Origin of the sequence: Streptomyces sp. NPDC051662, from assembly GCF_040681655.1 — a bacterium.
GTDB lineage: Bacteria > Actinomycetota > Actinomycetes > Streptomycetales > Streptomycetaceae > Streptomyces.
Map to the genome: position 1 here is coordinate 605,221 of NZ_JBFAZD010000001.1, position 15,190 is coordinate 620,410.

The following is a 15,190-nucleotide window of genomic DNA, read 5'->3' on the forward strand; positions in this document are numbered from 1 at the left end:
AACTGTTCCTAGCCTTGCCTTCAGCCTTTGAGTCCGCCCGCGAAGCCCTTGATCACATAACGCTGGAGCAGCAGGAAGACCACGAGGATCGGCAGGGCGGCCAGCGCCAGACCGGCGAACACGAGGCCGTAGTCGGAGACGTACTGGCCCACGAACGAGAACACGCCCACGGGGACGGTCTCCTTGCCGGATCCGCCGAGGTACAGCAGCGGGGTGAAGAAGTCGTTCCAGATGAAGACCGCGTTGAGGATGATCACGGTGCCGGTGATCGGCCGTAGCAGGGGGAAGACGATACGGGTGAACGCCTGACGGTGGTTGCAGCCGTCGATGAGCGCGGCCTGCGCGTAGTCCTGGGGCAGGGCGCGGATGAACCCTGTGTAGAGGAAGACCGTGAACGGCAGCTGGATGCCCGTGTAGAAGAGGACCATGCCGTGGTACGTGCCGAGCCAGCCGAGGTCGTCGACGAGTTTGTACAGCGGGATCATGCCGAGCTGGAACGGCAGCACGATGCCCAGCAGGAAGAGGATGTAGAGCCCGTAGCCGAGTCCGCGGGCGCGGCGTGCGAGGTAGTAGGCGCCGGTGGAGCCGAGGACGATCAGCAGCAGCAGACTGACGACGGTGATGATCGTGCTGTTGAGCAGGGCGGGTCCGAGGGACGCGGAGGACCACGCGTTGCCGAAGTTGGCGAAGGTGGGTGGCGCGGGAAGTGACAGGGGCGAGTCCGCGATCTGCGCCGGGTCCTTCATCGCGAGGGTGACCAGCGCGTACACCGGGAACAGGAACACCACGGCGACGGCGGCCATGACCAGCTCCAGGCCGTAACCGCCGTATCGGGGGCGGCGCTTGCCGGGTGTGCTGCGGGCAGTCGTGGCGGTGGTGCTCACGCGGTGACCTCCCGGGCGCGCAGATAACGGAGTTGAACGAGGGAGACGGCGGCGACGAACAGCGCGAGGACGAGCGCGACGGCCGTGCTGTAGCCGAACTTCCCGAAGACGAAGGCCTCTTTGTACAGCACGGTCGAGAGCGTCTCGCTCGCTGTGCCGGGGCCGCCGTTGGTGGCCGCGTAGACCTGGTCGAAGAGTTTGAGGCCGCCGATGGTCGACAGCATGAGGTTGATGGTCAGCGCCGGGGCCAGCAGCGGCCAGGTGACATAGCGGAAGCGCTGCCAGGTGCCCGCGCCGTCGATACGGGCGGCCTCGTGGAGTTCGGCGGGTACGCCCTGGAGGCCGGCGAGGAAGATGACCATCGAGTATCCGGCGTACTGCCAGATGACCATGGCGGCGACGGACCAGAGCGCGAGCGAGGGGTTGCCGAGCCAGTCCTGACGCAGTCCGCCGAGGCCGAGGGCGCCGAGGATCGCGTTGAGCCCCGCGCCGTTGTCCGGGTTGTAGACGTACTTCCACAGGAAGGCGACCATGACGGGGCTGACGACGGCGGGCGCGAAGAAGATCACCCGTAGCAGCGACCGGGATCTGATGTTGGCGTTCACACCGAGCGCGAGCAGCAGGCCGATGCCGTTCTGGACGATGACCACCGCGAGGGTGAGCAGCAGGGTGTTGCTGACGGATTCCAGGGCACGGTCGTCGTCCAGCAGGGTACGGAAGTTGTCCAGACCGACGAAGGCGAAGTCACCGACGCCGGACCAGTCGGTGAAGGCGTACACCACCCCGGCGAGGCTCGGATAGAGGACGACGACGGCGTACACGAGCAGCGCGGGGACGACGAAGGCCCAGGGCGGGAGGGTGGCGTCGCGATGGCGCCGGGTCCGTCCCGCCGGAGCGGGAGCGCCGCTCTTCGCGGGCGCCTCGCCGTCCGCGACGCCGGGTCGCCCATGGTCGGACGTAGCCGTGTCCGGGAGGGAGTTCACGACGCTTTCCCGTAGGCCTGGTCCATCTTCCCCAGCGCTCCCGCGACATCCGTCTTCCCCGCGAGCAGGTCCTGCACGGCGGCGAAGTGGGCCGGCTGGACCTCGGCGTTGGGCCAGCTCTGGTCCATGAAGGGGACGGCGCGGTTCGCGTCGATGATGGGCAGGAAGTCGGCGAGGGCGGGGTCGATCTCGGTGGTGGCGTCGCGGGTGAAGGGGATCGCCGAGACGGCCGTCGCCCAGCGGTTGATGTTCTGCTGCTGCCCGAGGAACTCGATGAACGCCTTCGCCTCGGCCGGGTTCTTGGCGTGCGCGGCGACACCGAGGCCGACGACGATGCCCGCCGGAATCCACAGCTCGGCGGCGTTGTCACCGCCGGGGAAGGGGAACATGCCCAGATCGTCCGGGGTGGGCGTGGCCTGCCGGAAGTTGGCGAGTACGGCCGAGACCTGGACGGCCATGGCCGCCTTCCCGCTCGCGACGAGCGAGGTCTGCTGTTCGTAGGTGGTGCCGTTGGGGTTGTCGTTGAAGAAGCCCTTGCGCTGGAGCTCCTGGTATTTGCCCATCGCGTCGGCCCAGCCGGAGCCGGCGAACTTCGCGCGGCCGGCGGCCATGTCGGCGTCGAAGCCGGGGGTCTTGGCGTAGACGGCGTTGGGAACCAGCGCGTAGCTGATCAGCTGGGTGACCCATGGGGTCTGGGCGCCGAGCGCGATGGGCACTATGCCCTTGGCCTTGAGCTTGGCGCAGACATCGAGCAGTTCGCTCCAGGTCCTGGGTGGCTCGACACCCGCCGTGGCGAAGGCTTTCTTGTTGTAGATGGCGCCGATGACACTGCTGCCCGCGGAGTACAGATAGGTCTTGCCGTCGTGGCGGTAGGCGGGGTCGAAGTTCTTGGGGATGCGCCGGGTCCACTCCTGTCCGCCGAGGTCGGTGAGCAGTCCGGCCTTGGCCAGCTCGACCATGGACATCGCGCTGCCACTGCCGGGGTACAGCACATGCACATCGGGCGCGTTGCCGCCGGCCAGCTGAGTGCGTACGACCGTCTGCACCTGGTCGGTGGGGGCGAAGGAGGTGGAGAAGGCGGGATCGGGGTGGCTCTTGCGGTAGAGCGCGAGCAGTTCCTCGATGGGCTTCTGCTGGTCGGCGACGCCGACAACACGTACCTTGCCCGGGCTTCCGGAGCTGGAGCACGCGGTGAGCAGCGGGGGAAGCGCGGCCAGGGCCGCGACTCCGCCGCCGGCGCGCAGGAACCCCCGCCGGCTGAAAGTGCCCGGGACAGACTCTGGCAGGCTGCGGGAACCCGTGGTCATGGTGTGTCCTCCTCGTGGGATCCGGCGAGCGACGTCGCCGGGCTTGGAGCACGTCGGGGCGCTGCGCTCGCGACGGGCGCCGTCGGGTACCCGCCCGTGGGACGCGAGGGGTACGACGCGGTGAAGCGGTAGACGCCCGAGCCGACGCGGTAGACCGAGTGGCCGGAGACGGTGCCGGTGTCCGTGTCTGTACGGATGTGGCTGTCGGTGGCGGTGTCTGTGTGGGTGGCGGGGATGGTCGCGAGGAGCGTGAGGTGCTCGCCGTCCACCGGTACCGCGCCCGACTCGCGGACCGAGTCGTGGTCGTCGGTGGGCACATGCACCTCGGCGCTCGCGCCCGGCGGCACCTGGACGCGCAGGCCGATGGTGTGGTCGTGGCGTTCCCAGCGCACAGTGACGGTGCCACGGGCCGATTCGTAACCGGCGCTCGCGTGGCTGAGTTCGCCGGGCCGGGGCCGGATCAGCAGCCGCCGGTATCCGGTGGAGTCCGGGCTCTGGTCGAGTCCGGCGACGCCCCGGTAGAGCCATTCGCCGATCGAGCCGAGCGCGTAGTGGTTGAAGGAGTTCATCGAGGGGGCGCGGAACCCCGTACCGGGCGTCCAGCCGTCCCAGCGTTCCCAGATGGTGGTGGCGCCGTGGCGCAGCGGGAACAGCCAGGACGGCACGTCGGTACGGCGCAGCAGGGCGTGGGCCAGATCCGCGCGGCCGTACGCGTCCAGCACGGGCGCGGCGAGCGCGACACCGAGGAAGCCGGTCTGGAGAGCGGGCCCGGCCGTCTCGATGAGCTCGGCGAGCCGCCGGGCGGCGGGGCCGGTGGCGTCCTCGGGCAGCAGACCGAAGGCGAGGGCGACGAGATAGCCGGTCTGGGTGTCGCCGGCGATCCGTACGGTGGGGTCGCCTTCCGCGTTCTTGTCGGTCGTCACGAACTGCTCATTGAAGGCGGTACGGATGTCGGCGGCCAGCCGATGGCGGTCGCGCGCCACATCCGGGAGCCCCAGCACCTCGGCGGCGCTCGCGGTCAGACGTGTGCTGTGTGCGAAGTAGGCGGTGGCGATGACCTCGCGCGGGGTCGGGACCCCGGGGGCGAGCCAGTCGGAGAAGTGCGGACCGACGTGCCGGCGCCAGATCAGGTCCGGGTTGTGACGGTGGATCAGATCGACCCAGGCGCGCATGGCGGGCAGCGCGCGGGCGAGGAAGCGCGGGTCGTCGTACGTGCGGTACAAATGCCAGGGGATGATCACACCCGCGTCGCCCCAGCCGGGGGCGCCCTCGTCCGCGACGCCGATGAGACGCGGCGCGACATTGGTGAAGCCGCCCTCGGGGGTGCGGGCGTCCTCGATGTCGCGGAGCCACTTGGTGAAGAACGCGGCGACATCGGCGTTGAGCGCGGCGGTCGGCAGGAAGACCTGCGCGTCGGCGAGCCAGCCGAGCCGTTCGTCGCGCTGCGGGCAGTCCGTGGGCACACTGACGAAGTTCGAGCGCTGTCCCCAGACCACACAGTCGTGGAGCCGGCGGATCTCGGGGTCGGAGCAGTCGAAGGCGCCGGACCATGGTGTGTCGCTGTGCAGCGCCACGGCGACGACATCGGAGTCGTACACCCGGGGGACTCCGCTGATCTCCACGAAGCGGAACCCGTGGTACGTGAAGCGCGGCTCGAAGACGAGGTGTTCACGGCCGTCACCGATCAGTACGTCGGTGGCGGCGGCGGTGCGCAGGTTCGCGGTGTAGAGGCGGCCCGTCTCGTCCAGCGCCTCGGCGTGCCGTACGACCACCCGCGCGCCGACGGCGAGTCCGGCGACGCGGAGCCGTACCCGGCCGGCGAGGTTCTGGCCGAAGTCGACGATATGGGTGTCGTGTCCGCCGTCGCCCCGCTCTCCTTCGCCCCGCTCGCCCTCTTGGCGGGGGACACGGGTGATCGAGCGGGGGCGCAAGGCGGTCGTGGCCCGTACCGGTTCGTCGACGGACGCCACGAGCAGGCGATGGTCGGTGTCCGTGATCAGCGCCGGTGACCACTCCGTGTCGTCGAAGCCGGGCAGTTCCCAGCCGTCGGCCGCGTGCCGCAGATCATGGCACTCCCCCATGAGCAGATCGGCGTGGCGGATCGCGCCGGTGTGGGTACGCCAGGTCTCGTCGGTGACGATCGTGGTGGTACGGCCGTCGGCGTGGTCGATATGGAGCTCCGCCAGAAACTCCGGGGACGCGCCGTAGTGGGCACCGGCCCTGCGGGGCTCGAAGCCGACGAAACCGCTCCACCAGCCGTCGGCGACGGTCGCGGCGAGGACGTTCTCGCCGTCGCGGACCAGTTCGGTCACGTCGTACGTCTGGTACTGCACACGACGGGTGTAGTCGGTCCAGCCGGGCGCGAGTTCCGCGTCGCCGGCCCGGGTGCCGTTGAGGCGGACCTCGTACAGACCGCGTGCGGTGACATAGAGCCGGGCGCGGACGGCGGCCGGGGCGGTGAAGGCGCGCCGGAGCGTGGGGCAGGGGGCGAGACCGTGGTCGTCCAGGGCGCGTTCGCCCTCGGTCGGCGCGTCCATCACCGGGATCGGGCGGGGATCGTGGCCGATCCATGAGGCGCGCCACTCGTCCGTGGTACGGAACGCGGTCTCGAACCAGGACGTCGCCTCGGCGGCGGCCGAACCGGCCCCGGCCCGGGCGCCGTTGGGGTCCGGCCGCTCGGCCGGCCAGACGGCGACCCGCCAGTGATAGCGCGTACGGGACTTCAGCGCGGGTCCGGCGTAGACGGCGCCGATCGCGTCGGGGTCCTCGATCCGGCCGGTGTCCCAGAGGGGTTGGCCCCCCTCGTCCAAGTCCTCGGCCCGGTCGGCGACCCGCACGCGGTACGCGAGGGGCGCGTCGCCCCGGTGCGCGGACGCGAGCCGCCAGGAGAGCAGGGGCGCGGCCTCGTCGATGCCCAGCGGGGTGGCTCGGTGGTCGCATCGCAGGGCGTAGGGCCGCAGGGACACGAGCACGTCCTTCCTTCGCGCCGGGAGCGGCGCGTCAGCGTCGACTGTTCGTCAGTTCGTCCGCTCGTCGTCACTTGCACGGCGTGAAGACGACCATCTTCGAATGTGAAATCTAACGTGAATTCTGTGGCGTGGAGACTATGAGCCCCTCGCGAGAGGTGTCAAGAGTGTTACCGGGGTGCGCGTTGGCCATCTCATGCCGCGATCGATCTTCGCTGAGGAGCCGCTTACAGTCGCCTACGACAAGCGTTGTAGCCCCCACAGCGGGTGCTCTTGTACCCCGTGATTCTCATGTGATATTCACCGTGTGATTACAACATGAACGGACGTTAAATCAAGCGTCGATACCCCTTCGAGTACCTCGGCTCGGGCGGGATCCCGCACGACGGAACGGACCAGCATCCATGCCACTGAACAGTGGGATCGACAGATCCAGAGGGTTGGGGCGACGCGCGATGCTCGGCGCCTCGGGAACGCTCGCGTTGGCGTTCGCCGCCGGCAACCTGTCGGCCGGCCGGGCCCGAGCCGCCGAGCGATTCACTGAGGACCCCTTCACCCTGGGGGTCGCGTCCGGCGACCCCTGGCCGGACGGATTCGTCCTGTGGACCCGCCTCGCGCCTCACCCCCTCGCCCCCGATGGCCACGGCGGCATGCCTCCCCACTCGGTCACGGTCCTGTGGGAGGTCGCCGAGGACGAACGCTTCCGGCGTGTCGTACGCCGGGGACGGACCAGGGCGGTGGCGGAGCTCGCCCACTCCGTGCATGTCGAACTGACGGGCCTTCAGTCCGGTCGGCAGTACTACTACCGGTTCAGCGCCGGTGGCGTGATCAGCCCCGTCGGCCGCACCCGTACCGCGCCCTCGCCGTACAGCCGGCCCAAGGAGCTGAACTTCGCCTTCGTCTCCTGCCAGGCGTGGTTCGAGGGCTTCTACACCGCCTATCGCCATCTCGCGCAGGAGGACATCGATCTCATCCTGCATCTCGGTGACTACATCTACGAGAACCCCATCGACGCGATGGGCGGCGTACGCCAGGTCCCCGTCGCCGCCGAGCTGCGTCCCGAGCCGATGGACCTCGCCCAGTACCGCAACCGGCACGCGCTGCACCGCTTCGACCAGGACCTGATCGCCGCCCACCAGGCCCACCCGTTCGCCGTCGTCTGGGACGACCACGAGGTGGAGGACAACTGGGCGGGCGACCACTCCAAGCTCGACAACGAACCCGACCAGGACCCGGCGGTCTTCCGCCTGCGCGCCGCCGCCGCGTTCCAGGCGTACTACGAACATCTGCCGCTGCGCCTGCCCAACAAGCCGAGGGGCTTCGAGGCCCGGCTGTACCGCAAGCTGGGCTACGGGCGGATGGCCTCGTTCCATATCCTTGACACCCGGCTGTTCCGTGACGACCAGCCCTGCGGTGACGGTACGAAGAGCGGCTGCGAGGAGCGCCTCGACCCGGACCGCAGCATCCTCGGCGCCGAGCAGGAGAGCTGGCTCTACAACAGCCTCGGCCGCTCCGGGACGACCTGGAACTTCATCCCCCAGCAGATCCCCATGAACCAGGTCGACACCGACCCCGGCCCCGGCCAGTCGTTCGTGATGGACTTCTGGGACGGCTACGCGTCCTCGCGGCAGCGGCTGTTCGACCAGATCGCCGCACGTCGGGTGAGCAACCCCGTGGTGCTCACCGGCGATATGCACCGCCATCTCGCCGCCAACCTCAAGCGGAACTTCGACGACCCGGACTCCCCCACGGTCGGCGTCGAATTCGTCGGCACCTCCGTCTCCACCAAGATGGACGGCATGGACCTCGACCCCTCCGGGGCGAGCCTGCTCGCGGCCAACTCGCATATCGAGTTCACCAACTACCAGCGCGGCTATGTCCGCTGCACGGCCACACGGCAGTACTGCCGCGCCGACTTCAAGGTGCTCCCCTACGTCACCCGGCCCGGCGCGCCCGTGTCGACCCGTATCTCCTATCTCACCGAGGCGGGACGGCCGGGACTCCAGCGCGCCTGATGGTACGTCAGCCGCCCTGACCCGTACGGCGGCGCTACGGTTGCCGGGGCGGCCCCCGGCTCCCACGATCGGAGCGTGGGTGGCCGCCCTCGGACCGTCCCCCGGATCGGCACGCGAGTGCCGCCCTCGGGAATCCCCCCGGGTGGCCGTCACCCCGACAGCGCACCCCGCCGGGCGCTTATCTCACACCTGAGATAATCTTCCCCTATGGCAGACGACTACCTCGTACGCATCGGCAAGCTCATCCGTGACGCCCGACAGCATCGTGGCTGGACACAGAGTCAGCTTGCCGAAGCTCTGGCCACCAGCCAGAGCGCCGTGAACCGCATCGAGCGCGGCAACCAGAACATCAGCCTTGAGATGATCGCGCGCATCGGTGAGGCGCTCGACAGTGAGATCGTGTCGCTCGGCTATGCCGGGCCCATGCATCTGCGAGTGGTCGGCGGACGCCGGCTCTCCGGCTCCATCGACGTCAAGACGAGCAAGAACGCGTGTGTGGCACTGCTCTGCGGCTCTCTGCTCAACAAGGGGCGCACGGTGCTGCGCCGGGTCGCGCGCATCGAGGAGGTGTTCCGGCTCCTGGAGGTGCTCAACTCCATCGGCGTACGGACCCGCTGGATCAACGACGGCGTGGACCTGGAGATCGTGCCGCCCGCCGAACTGGACATGGAGGCGATCGACGCGGAGGCCGCCCGTCGTACCCGCTCCATCATCATGTTCCTCGGCCCGCTGCTGCACCGGATGGACACCTTCCGGCTGCCGTACGCGGGCGGCTGCGACCTCGGTACGCGCACGATCGAGCCGCATATGATCGCGCTGCGCCGGTTCGGTCTGGACATCGCCGCGACCGAGGGCCTCTACCACGCCCAGGTGGACCACACGATCTCGCCCGACCGCCCGATCGTGCTGACCGAGCGCGGGGACACCGTCACCGAGAACGCCCTGCTGGCCGCCGCCCGCCATGACGGCACCACCGTCATCCGCAACGCCTCGTCGAACTACATGGTCCAGGACCTGTGCTTCTTCCTCGAAGCGCTGGGCGTCCGGGTCGACGGCATCGGCTCGACCACCCTGACCGTGCACGGCGTGCCGTCCATCGATGTGGACGTCGACTACTCCCCCTCCGAGGACCCGGTCGAGGCGATGAGCCTGATCGCCGCCGCCGTGGTCACCGAGTCCCAGCTGACGATCCGCCGGGTCCCGATCGAGTTTCTGGAGATCGAGCTCGCGGTGCTGGAGGAGATGGGGCTCGACCACGACCGCACCACCGAGTACTCCGCCGACAACGGCCGTACCCGGCTGGTGGATCTGACCGTACGGCCGTCCAAGCTGGAAGCGCCGATCGACAAGATCCACCCGATGCCGTTCCCCGGGCTGAACATCGACAATGTGCCGTTTTTCGCGGCCATCGCGGCGGTGGCCCAGGGACAGACCCTGATCCACGACTGGGTCTACGACAACCGCGCCATCTACCTCACGGACCTCAACCGCCTCGGCGGCCGGCTCCAACTCCTCGACCCCCACCGCGTCCTGGTCGAGGGCCCGACCCGCTGGCGCGCGGCCGAGATGATGTGCCCGCCGGCGCTGCGGCCCGCCGTGGTCGTGCTGCTGGCGATGATGGCGGCAGAGGGTACGTCCGTACTCCGCAATGTCTATGTCATCAACCGCGGTTACGAGGATCTGGCGGAGCGTCTGAACTCGGTGGGCGCGCAGATCGAGATCTTCCGCGACATCTGATCGGCCAAGGCCGCCGCCTCCTTCCCGAGCAGGCACAACGCCGGCTCGGAAGGAAGCGGCGGCAGCTGTGGGACGTCTCGGGGACTTCGCGCCCGAGCGGGGGCACATCTCACCCGTACTTCACCCAACCGCGGTGAACGGGCTCTGCCCGCTGCCGCCCCCGACCCTGGCGGACGGCGCCGCCGAACGGGGCCGGCGCGTACGCAATCACGATGGGGCGGGTCGTCACTCCGAGGTCAGTCCGCCTGTCGGCGGGCCCGCTTCACCTCTTGGTCGATGGCCCAGGCGTCGGCGACCGGCCCGATATGGCCGAGCTTGTCGGGATTGATCACCGCGCGGATGGTGTGAATCCGTCCGCCGAGCACATCAAGGGCCAGGGTGTGGAGCACCTTGCCGTCCCGGTCTCGGAAGATCGCCCCGGGCTGGCCGTTGACCTCACGCGGCTCGAACGTCACATCGACTCGGCTCATCAAGGGGAAGACCGTGCCCAGCAAGCGGGCCACCTGCTCCGCGCCCATGACGGCCCTGGCCAGCTGCGGGGCCTTGCCGCCACCGTCCCCGACCATCGACACGTCGGCGGCCAGCAGATTCCGCAGCCCGCCCACGTCGCCGCTCCTCAGCGCGTCGAAGAACCGCGTCGCCAGCTCCTGCCGCTCCCGCCGGTCCGCTTCGAACCGCGGCCGGCCCGCTTCCATGTGCCGCCGCGCCCGTACCAGCAGCTGCCGGCACGCCGCCTCCGAACGCCCCACCGCCGAGGCGACCTCGTCGAACCCGAAGGCGAACACCTCTCGCAGCACGAACACCGAGCGTTCCAGTGGGCTGAGGCGCTCCAGGAGCAGCAGCGCCGCCATGGACACCGAGTCGGCCAGCTCCGCCGAACGCGCCGGATCCTGATACGGATCGCTGAGCAGCGGCTCGGGAAGCCAGGGGCCCACGTACTCCTCGCGCCGCACCCGCGCGGAGCGCAGCACGTCGATCGAGATCCGTGTCACCGTGGTGGACAGAAACGCCTTGGTGGACACGGGCCGGGTGACCGAGGCGTCGTAGCGCAGCCAGGTCTCCTGCACCGCGTCCTCGGCCTCGCCCACACTGCTCAGAATCCGGTAGGCGATCGAGAACAGCAGCGGCCGCAGCTCCTCGAACTCCTCGACCTTGCTCACGCCGACCCCCGACATCTTCCCTCCACCGCTCAGTGGAACTGCCCGGCCTCGTAGTCGCCGGCCGGCTGCTGGGTGATGATATTCAGCCGGTTCACCGCGTTCATGAAGGAGACCAGGACCACCAGGGCGGTGAGCTGCTCCTCGTCGTAGTGCTCGGCGGCGTACGCCCACACCTCGTCGCTGACCCCACGGGCCGCGTCCGCGACACGGGTTCCCTCTTCCGCCAGCTCCAGCGCGGCACGCTCGGCCTCGGTGAAGACCGTGGCCTCCCGCCACGCCGCGACCAGGTTCAGCCGCCCGGAGGTCTCACCGGCGGCGGCGGCCTCCTTGGTGTGCATGTCGAGGCAGACGGCGCAGCCGTTGATCTGGCTCACGCGCAGCGCCACCAGCTCCTGCGTCACGGCCGGCAGCGGCGATTCCTTGAGCGACTTGCCCGCCGACATGAAGTGCTTGAGGGCCTTTCCGGCGGTCGGGCTGGTGAAGTAGTTCAGTCGCGCGTCCATGATGTGCTCCTCCGCGGTCTTAGTGGCTACACCCCCTGGGACGAGGTAGCCCGGCCCCCTGTGACATGGACGCGTGTGACCCACGTCTTCCTCTCCCCCCCCCCGGAAGTCCTCGTTCGAAGGTCTCCCTGGTGAGGTCTTCGTGTCCTCCCGAGGTCTGGAGGCGTCGCGACGCGTGGCGGACGAGATACGTGACCTCGGCCATGAGAGGGTGCGCGCCTTCGCGTGCGACCTCGCCGACGCCGCCTCGATCAGACGGTTCGCCGTCGAAGTGGCGCCCCCGAGGAGTGCGGGTTGTCTCGCACTATCCGCCGGACTTCCACAACCCGGATCCGCTGGCCTCACGCGCCCGTGCCGCACCCCGGTGTGGCTCCGTCGCCGGGCCTCGCGCCGACCGTACGCTGACCCCGGCCGGAAACCAGGGGCCGGCCCCGCTCTCCTTCCGGCCGTGCCGGACCGTAGGGGCGCAGGAGACGGAAGGCGACCACATTCCCACCATGCCTGACGACGCACGCCGTTCTCTGTCGCCGACCGACGCCGTACTCTCCGATCCCCGTTTGGCCGCCGCGACGGACCGGCTGGGACGGAAGCTGGTGAAGGCGGTGGTGGTCGGCGTACAGAAGCGGGCCCGGGCCGGTGAGATCCCTCCCTCGGAGGTCACCGAGCTGGCGGTGGCCGCGCTGCCCGCCACCGCGTCCGGGCTCCGGCCGGTGATCAACGCGACCGGAGTGCTGCTCCACACCAACCTGGGCCGGGCACCCCTGTCCGCGGCGGCGTGTGAGGCCCTGCTCGCCGCCAGCGGCACCACGGACGTCGAACTCGACCTGGTCACGGGCGTACGGTCCCGGCGCGGCGGGTCGGCGATCGAGGCACTGCTCCAGCAGGTGCCGGCCGCGGAAGCCGCCCAGGTGGTCAACAACGGAGCGGCGGCGCTGGTGCTGGCGGCGACCGCGCTGGCGAAGGGCCGGGACATCGTCGTCAGCCGGGGCGAGATGGTGGAGATCGGGAACGGCTTCCGCCTTCCTGACCTGCTGGTGTCAACCGGCGCCCGGCTCCGGGAAGTCGGCACGACCAACCGCACCGCCCTCGCGGACTACGCCTCGGCCGTGGGACCCGGGACCGGGTTCATCCTCAAGGTCCACCCCTCCAACTTCCGTATCACCGGCTTCACCCGCGATGTCGACGTCGCCGGCCTGAGCGGGCTGGGGGTGCCCGTGGTCGCGGACATCGGCTCCGGGCTGCTGGCCCCCGAACCGGCGCTTCCCGACGAGCCGGACGCGACCACCTGGCTGCGCGCCGGTGCCTCCCTGGTGACCGCCAGCGGCGACAAACTGCTGGGCGGTCCGCAGTGCGGCCTCCTGCTGGGACGCGCCGACCTCGTGCGGCGGCTCGCCCGCCATCCCCTCGCCCGTGCGCTGCGCGTGGACAAGCTGACCCTCGCCGCTCTGGAAGCGACCCTGCGGGGCCCCGCGACCCCGGTCCACACCGCGCTTCACATGGACCGTGGACGGCTTCGGGAGCGTGCCGAACGGCTCGCGGCGGAGCTGCGCCGGCACGGTCTGGACAGCCGGGCGGTCGACAGCGAGGCGGTGATCGGCGGCGGCGGCGCACCCGGTGTCACATTGCCGAGCGCGGCGGTGTCGCTGCCCGCGCACTGCGCGGGCCCGCTGCGCCAAGCGGTGCCCGCGGTGATGGGCAGGGTGGAGTGCGGACGGTACCTGTTGGACCTTCGAGCGGTCCCGGAGGCGGCGGACCCCGCGCTGGCGGGCGCCGTACGGCAGGCGTGCCCCGTACCGCCCGGCGGCCACGGCCCGCGGGGGAGGTGACGGCGCGTGCGTGTCGTCGCCACCGCCGGACATGTCGACCACGGAAAGTCCGCCCTGCTGCGGGCCCTGACCGGGATGGAGCCCGACCGGTGGGCGGAGGAGCGGCGCCGGGGAATGACCCTGGACCTGGGGTTCGTATGGACCCGGCTGCCGGGCGCCGGGGAACTGGCCTTCGTCGACGTGCCGGGACACGAGCGGCTGGTGGGCAACATGCTCGCCGGTGTGGGGCCGGTCCCCGCCGTGCTGTTCGTGGTCGCCGCCGACCAGGGCTGGCAACCGCAGTCGGAGGAGCACCTGGCGGTCCTGGACGCGCTCGGCGTGCGCCACGGGGTGCTCGCCGTCTCCCGCAGCGATCTGGCGGACCCGGCGGCCACGCGGGAGGAGGCGCTCGCCCGGATCGCGAAGTCCTCGCTGGGAGCCGTGGCGTCCGTGGCCCTGAGCTCGGTGACCGGCGCCGGTCTGGACGAGCTGCGTACGGCCCTGACCCGACTGGTCCGCTCGCTCCCCGCTCCCGATCCCGACGCGGACGTACGGCTGTGGGTCGACCGCGTCTTCACCGTGCGCGGCCGGGGCACGGTCGTCACCGGCACGCTCGGCGCGGGCTCGATCCGGGTGGGCGATCACCTCGAACTCGCACGGGACGGCAGGCCGTTGCGGGTACGGGGCCTGGAGACGCTCAAGGAGCCCCGGCAGGAGGTGAGCGCGGTCGCCCGGGTGGCGGTCAATCTGCACGGGCCCGGAGCCGGGGCGTCGCACCGCGGGGACGCGCTGCTCACCCCGGGACGATGGCTCACCACCGACACGGTGGACGTACGGCTCAACGGCGCTCTCCCCCGCGATCTGCCACGGCGGCTGACCCTGCATATCGGCTCCGCGGCCGTCCCGGTGACGTTCCGTCCGCTGGGCGAGGACACCGCCCGGCTGAGGCTCGCAGGACCTCTGCCGCTCCGGATCGGCGACATCGCGTTGCTGCGCGACCCCGGGCGGCACCACGTCCCGGCCGGGGTCACCGTGCTGGACGTCCGCCCGCCGTCGCTCACCCGGCGCGGCTCCGCCGCCGCCCGGGCCCGTGAACTCCATGCGGTGACCGGACCGCCGGACGGAGCCGTGGAGCTGCGCCGCCGGGCCTTGGTGCGCCGCACGGAACTGGTCGCCATGGGCGTGCGTCCACCGTCAGAACCGGTCGCCGGAGAGTGGCTGGCCGACCCCGTCCACTGGGCCGGCCTGCGCGACAGGCTCAGAAAGGCCGTCGAGGAGCACGCCGTCCACCATCCTCTGGAGCCCGGCCTCCCGTTGGAGGCGGCCCGTCAGACGCTCGGCCTGCCGGAGCGCTGCCTCGTCGAGGCGCTGGTGGCGGCCGACCCCGGGGTACGGCAGCGCGACGGCCGGCTCTACGGCGACCGGGTCCGTCCCGCGCTTCCGCCGCCGGTCCAGGCCGCTGTCGAGGCGGTACGCGCCGACTTGGCCCGAGCTCCGTTCCGCGCCCCCGAGGCCGAGCGGCTGGAGCGGCTCGGTCTGACGTCCCGTATGCTCGCGGCGGCCGCAGCGACGGGGGCCCTGCTGCGTATCGGAGACGGCATCGTGCTGCTGCCGGGCGCGGACGCGCAGGCCGCGACGGAACTCTCCCGGCTGGAGCAGCCGTTCACCGCGAGCCAGGCGCGCCGGGCCCTGGACACCACCCGCCGCGTCGTCATCCCCCTGCTGGAACACCTCGACCGGCGGAACTACACGGTCCGCCTGGACGGCGCCCTGCGCCGCTGCGCGGCGGGCGGTCCCCGGGACGGGAGGGGCCCGACCGATGCGGGCTGA

Annotated in this window: 10 protein-coding genes; 4 read left to right on the forward strand and 6 right to left on the reverse strand. The window is 70.6% G+C overall.

All coding sequences use genetic code 11. The features are described 5' to 3' along the window. Nucleotides 1–20: 20 nt before the first annotated feature. From AB0M67_RS02570 to AB0M67_RS02585, 4 genes are read right to left on the reverse strand one after another with little or no spacing between them, the layout of a single operon-like run. A complete protein-coding gene (locus tag AB0M67_RS02570) occupies nucleotides 21–884 on the reverse strand; it encodes a carbohydrate ABC transporter permease (protein WP_365741759.1) in 864 nt (287 codons plus the stop codon). After that, complete coding sequence (locus AB0M67_RS02575) at nucleotides 881–1,867, reverse strand: sugar ABC transporter permease (RefSeq protein ID WP_365741761.1); 987 nt, start codon at nucleotides 1,865–1,867, stop codon at nucleotides 881–883. The genes AB0M67_RS02570 and AB0M67_RS02575 overlap by 4 nt, the downstream gene beginning before the upstream one ends. Further along, entirely contained in the window at nucleotides 1,864–3,174 is a 1,311-nt protein-coding gene (locus AB0M67_RS02580) for an extracellular solute-binding protein (protein WP_365741763.1), read from the reverse strand. The genes AB0M67_RS02575 and AB0M67_RS02580 overlap by 4 nt, the downstream gene beginning before the upstream one ends. Beyond that, on the reverse strand, nucleotides 3,171–6,146 hold the full coding sequence (locus AB0M67_RS02585) for a family 78 glycoside hydrolase catalytic domain (RefSeq protein WP_365741765.1): 2,976 nt from the start codon (nucleotides 6,144–6,146) through the stop codon (nucleotides 3,171–3,173). Before AB0M67_RS02585 ends, AB0M67_RS02580 begins: the two co-directional genes overlap by 4 nt. Before the next feature lie 398 nt (nucleotides 6,147–6,544). Between AB0M67_RS02585 and AB0M67_RS02590 the strand changes: the two genes are divergently transcribed. Together AB0M67_RS02590 and AB0M67_RS02595 are read left to right on the forward strand one after the other, a co-directional pair. Beyond that, nucleotides 6,545–8,155 carry an alkaline phosphatase D family protein gene (locus AB0M67_RS02590; protein ID WP_365741767.1) on the forward strand — a complete coding sequence of 537 codons (1,611 nt, stop codon included), beginning with the start codon at nucleotides 6,545–6,547 and terminating at the stop codon, nucleotides 8,153–8,155. A gap of 207 nt (nucleotides 8,156–8,362) precedes the next feature. After that, nucleotides 8,363–9,892, forward strand: coding sequence for a UDP-N-acetylglucosamine 1-carboxyvinyltransferase (locus AB0M67_RS02595; RefSeq protein WP_351390396.1), 1,530 nt, complete (start codon nucleotides 8,363–8,365; stop codon nucleotides 9,890–9,892). Between the two features lie 236 nt (nucleotides 9,893–10,128). Here the strand turns inward: AB0M67_RS02595 and AB0M67_RS02600 are convergent, their stop codons facing one another. Both AB0M67_RS02600 and AB0M67_RS02605 read right to left on the reverse strand, forming a co-directional pair. Continuing rightward, a complete protein-coding gene (locus AB0M67_RS02600; RefSeq protein ID WP_365741862.1) occupies nucleotides 10,129–11,052 on the reverse strand; it encodes an RNA polymerase sigma-70 factor in 924 nt (307 codons plus the stop codon). A gap of 29 nt (nucleotides 11,053–11,081) precedes the next feature. Then, entirely contained in the window at nucleotides 11,082–11,555 is a 474-nt protein-coding gene (locus AB0M67_RS02605; protein WP_365741769.1) for a carboxymuconolactone decarboxylase family protein, read from the reverse strand. Between the two features lie 497 nt (nucleotides 11,556–12,052). Between AB0M67_RS02605 and selA the strand changes: the two genes are divergently transcribed. Both selA and AB0M67_RS02615 read left to right on the forward strand, forming a co-directional pair. Continuing rightward, nucleotides 12,053–13,381: an L-seryl-tRNA(Sec) selenium transferase gene (gene selA, locus AB0M67_RS02610; RefSeq protein ID WP_365741771.1), complete on the forward strand. Its 1,329-nt coding sequence runs from the start codon at nucleotides 12,053–12,055 to the stop codon at nucleotides 13,379–13,381. A gap of 6 nt (nucleotides 13,382–13,387) precedes the next feature. Then, entirely contained in the window at nucleotides 13,388–15,190 is a 1,803-nt protein-coding gene (locus tag AB0M67_RS02615; protein WP_365741773.1) for a SelB C-terminal domain-containing protein, read from the forward strand.

Excerpts from the sequence above, each read along its gene's own strand:
- AB0M67_RS02580 (WP_365741763.1), bottom strand. The coding sequence starts at position 3,174 with ATGACCACGGGTTCCCGCAGCCTGCCAGAGTCTGTCCCGGGCACTTTC.
- AB0M67_RS02590 (WP_365741767.1), top strand. The coding sequence starts at position 6,545 with ATGCCACTGAACAGTGGGATCGACAGATCCAGAGGGTTGGGGCGACGC.
- AB0M67_RS02595 (WP_351390396.1), top strand. The coding sequence starts at position 8,363 with ATGGCAGACGACTACCTCGTACGCATCGGCAAGCTCATCCGTGACGCC.
- AB0M67_RS02605 (WP_365741769.1), bottom strand. The coding sequence starts at position 11,555 with ATGGACGCGCGACTGAACTACTTCACCAGCCCGACCGCCGGAAAGGCC.
- selA (WP_365741771.1), top strand. The coding sequence starts at position 12,053 with ATGCCTGACGACGCACGCCGTTCTCTGTCGCCGACCGACGCCGTACTC.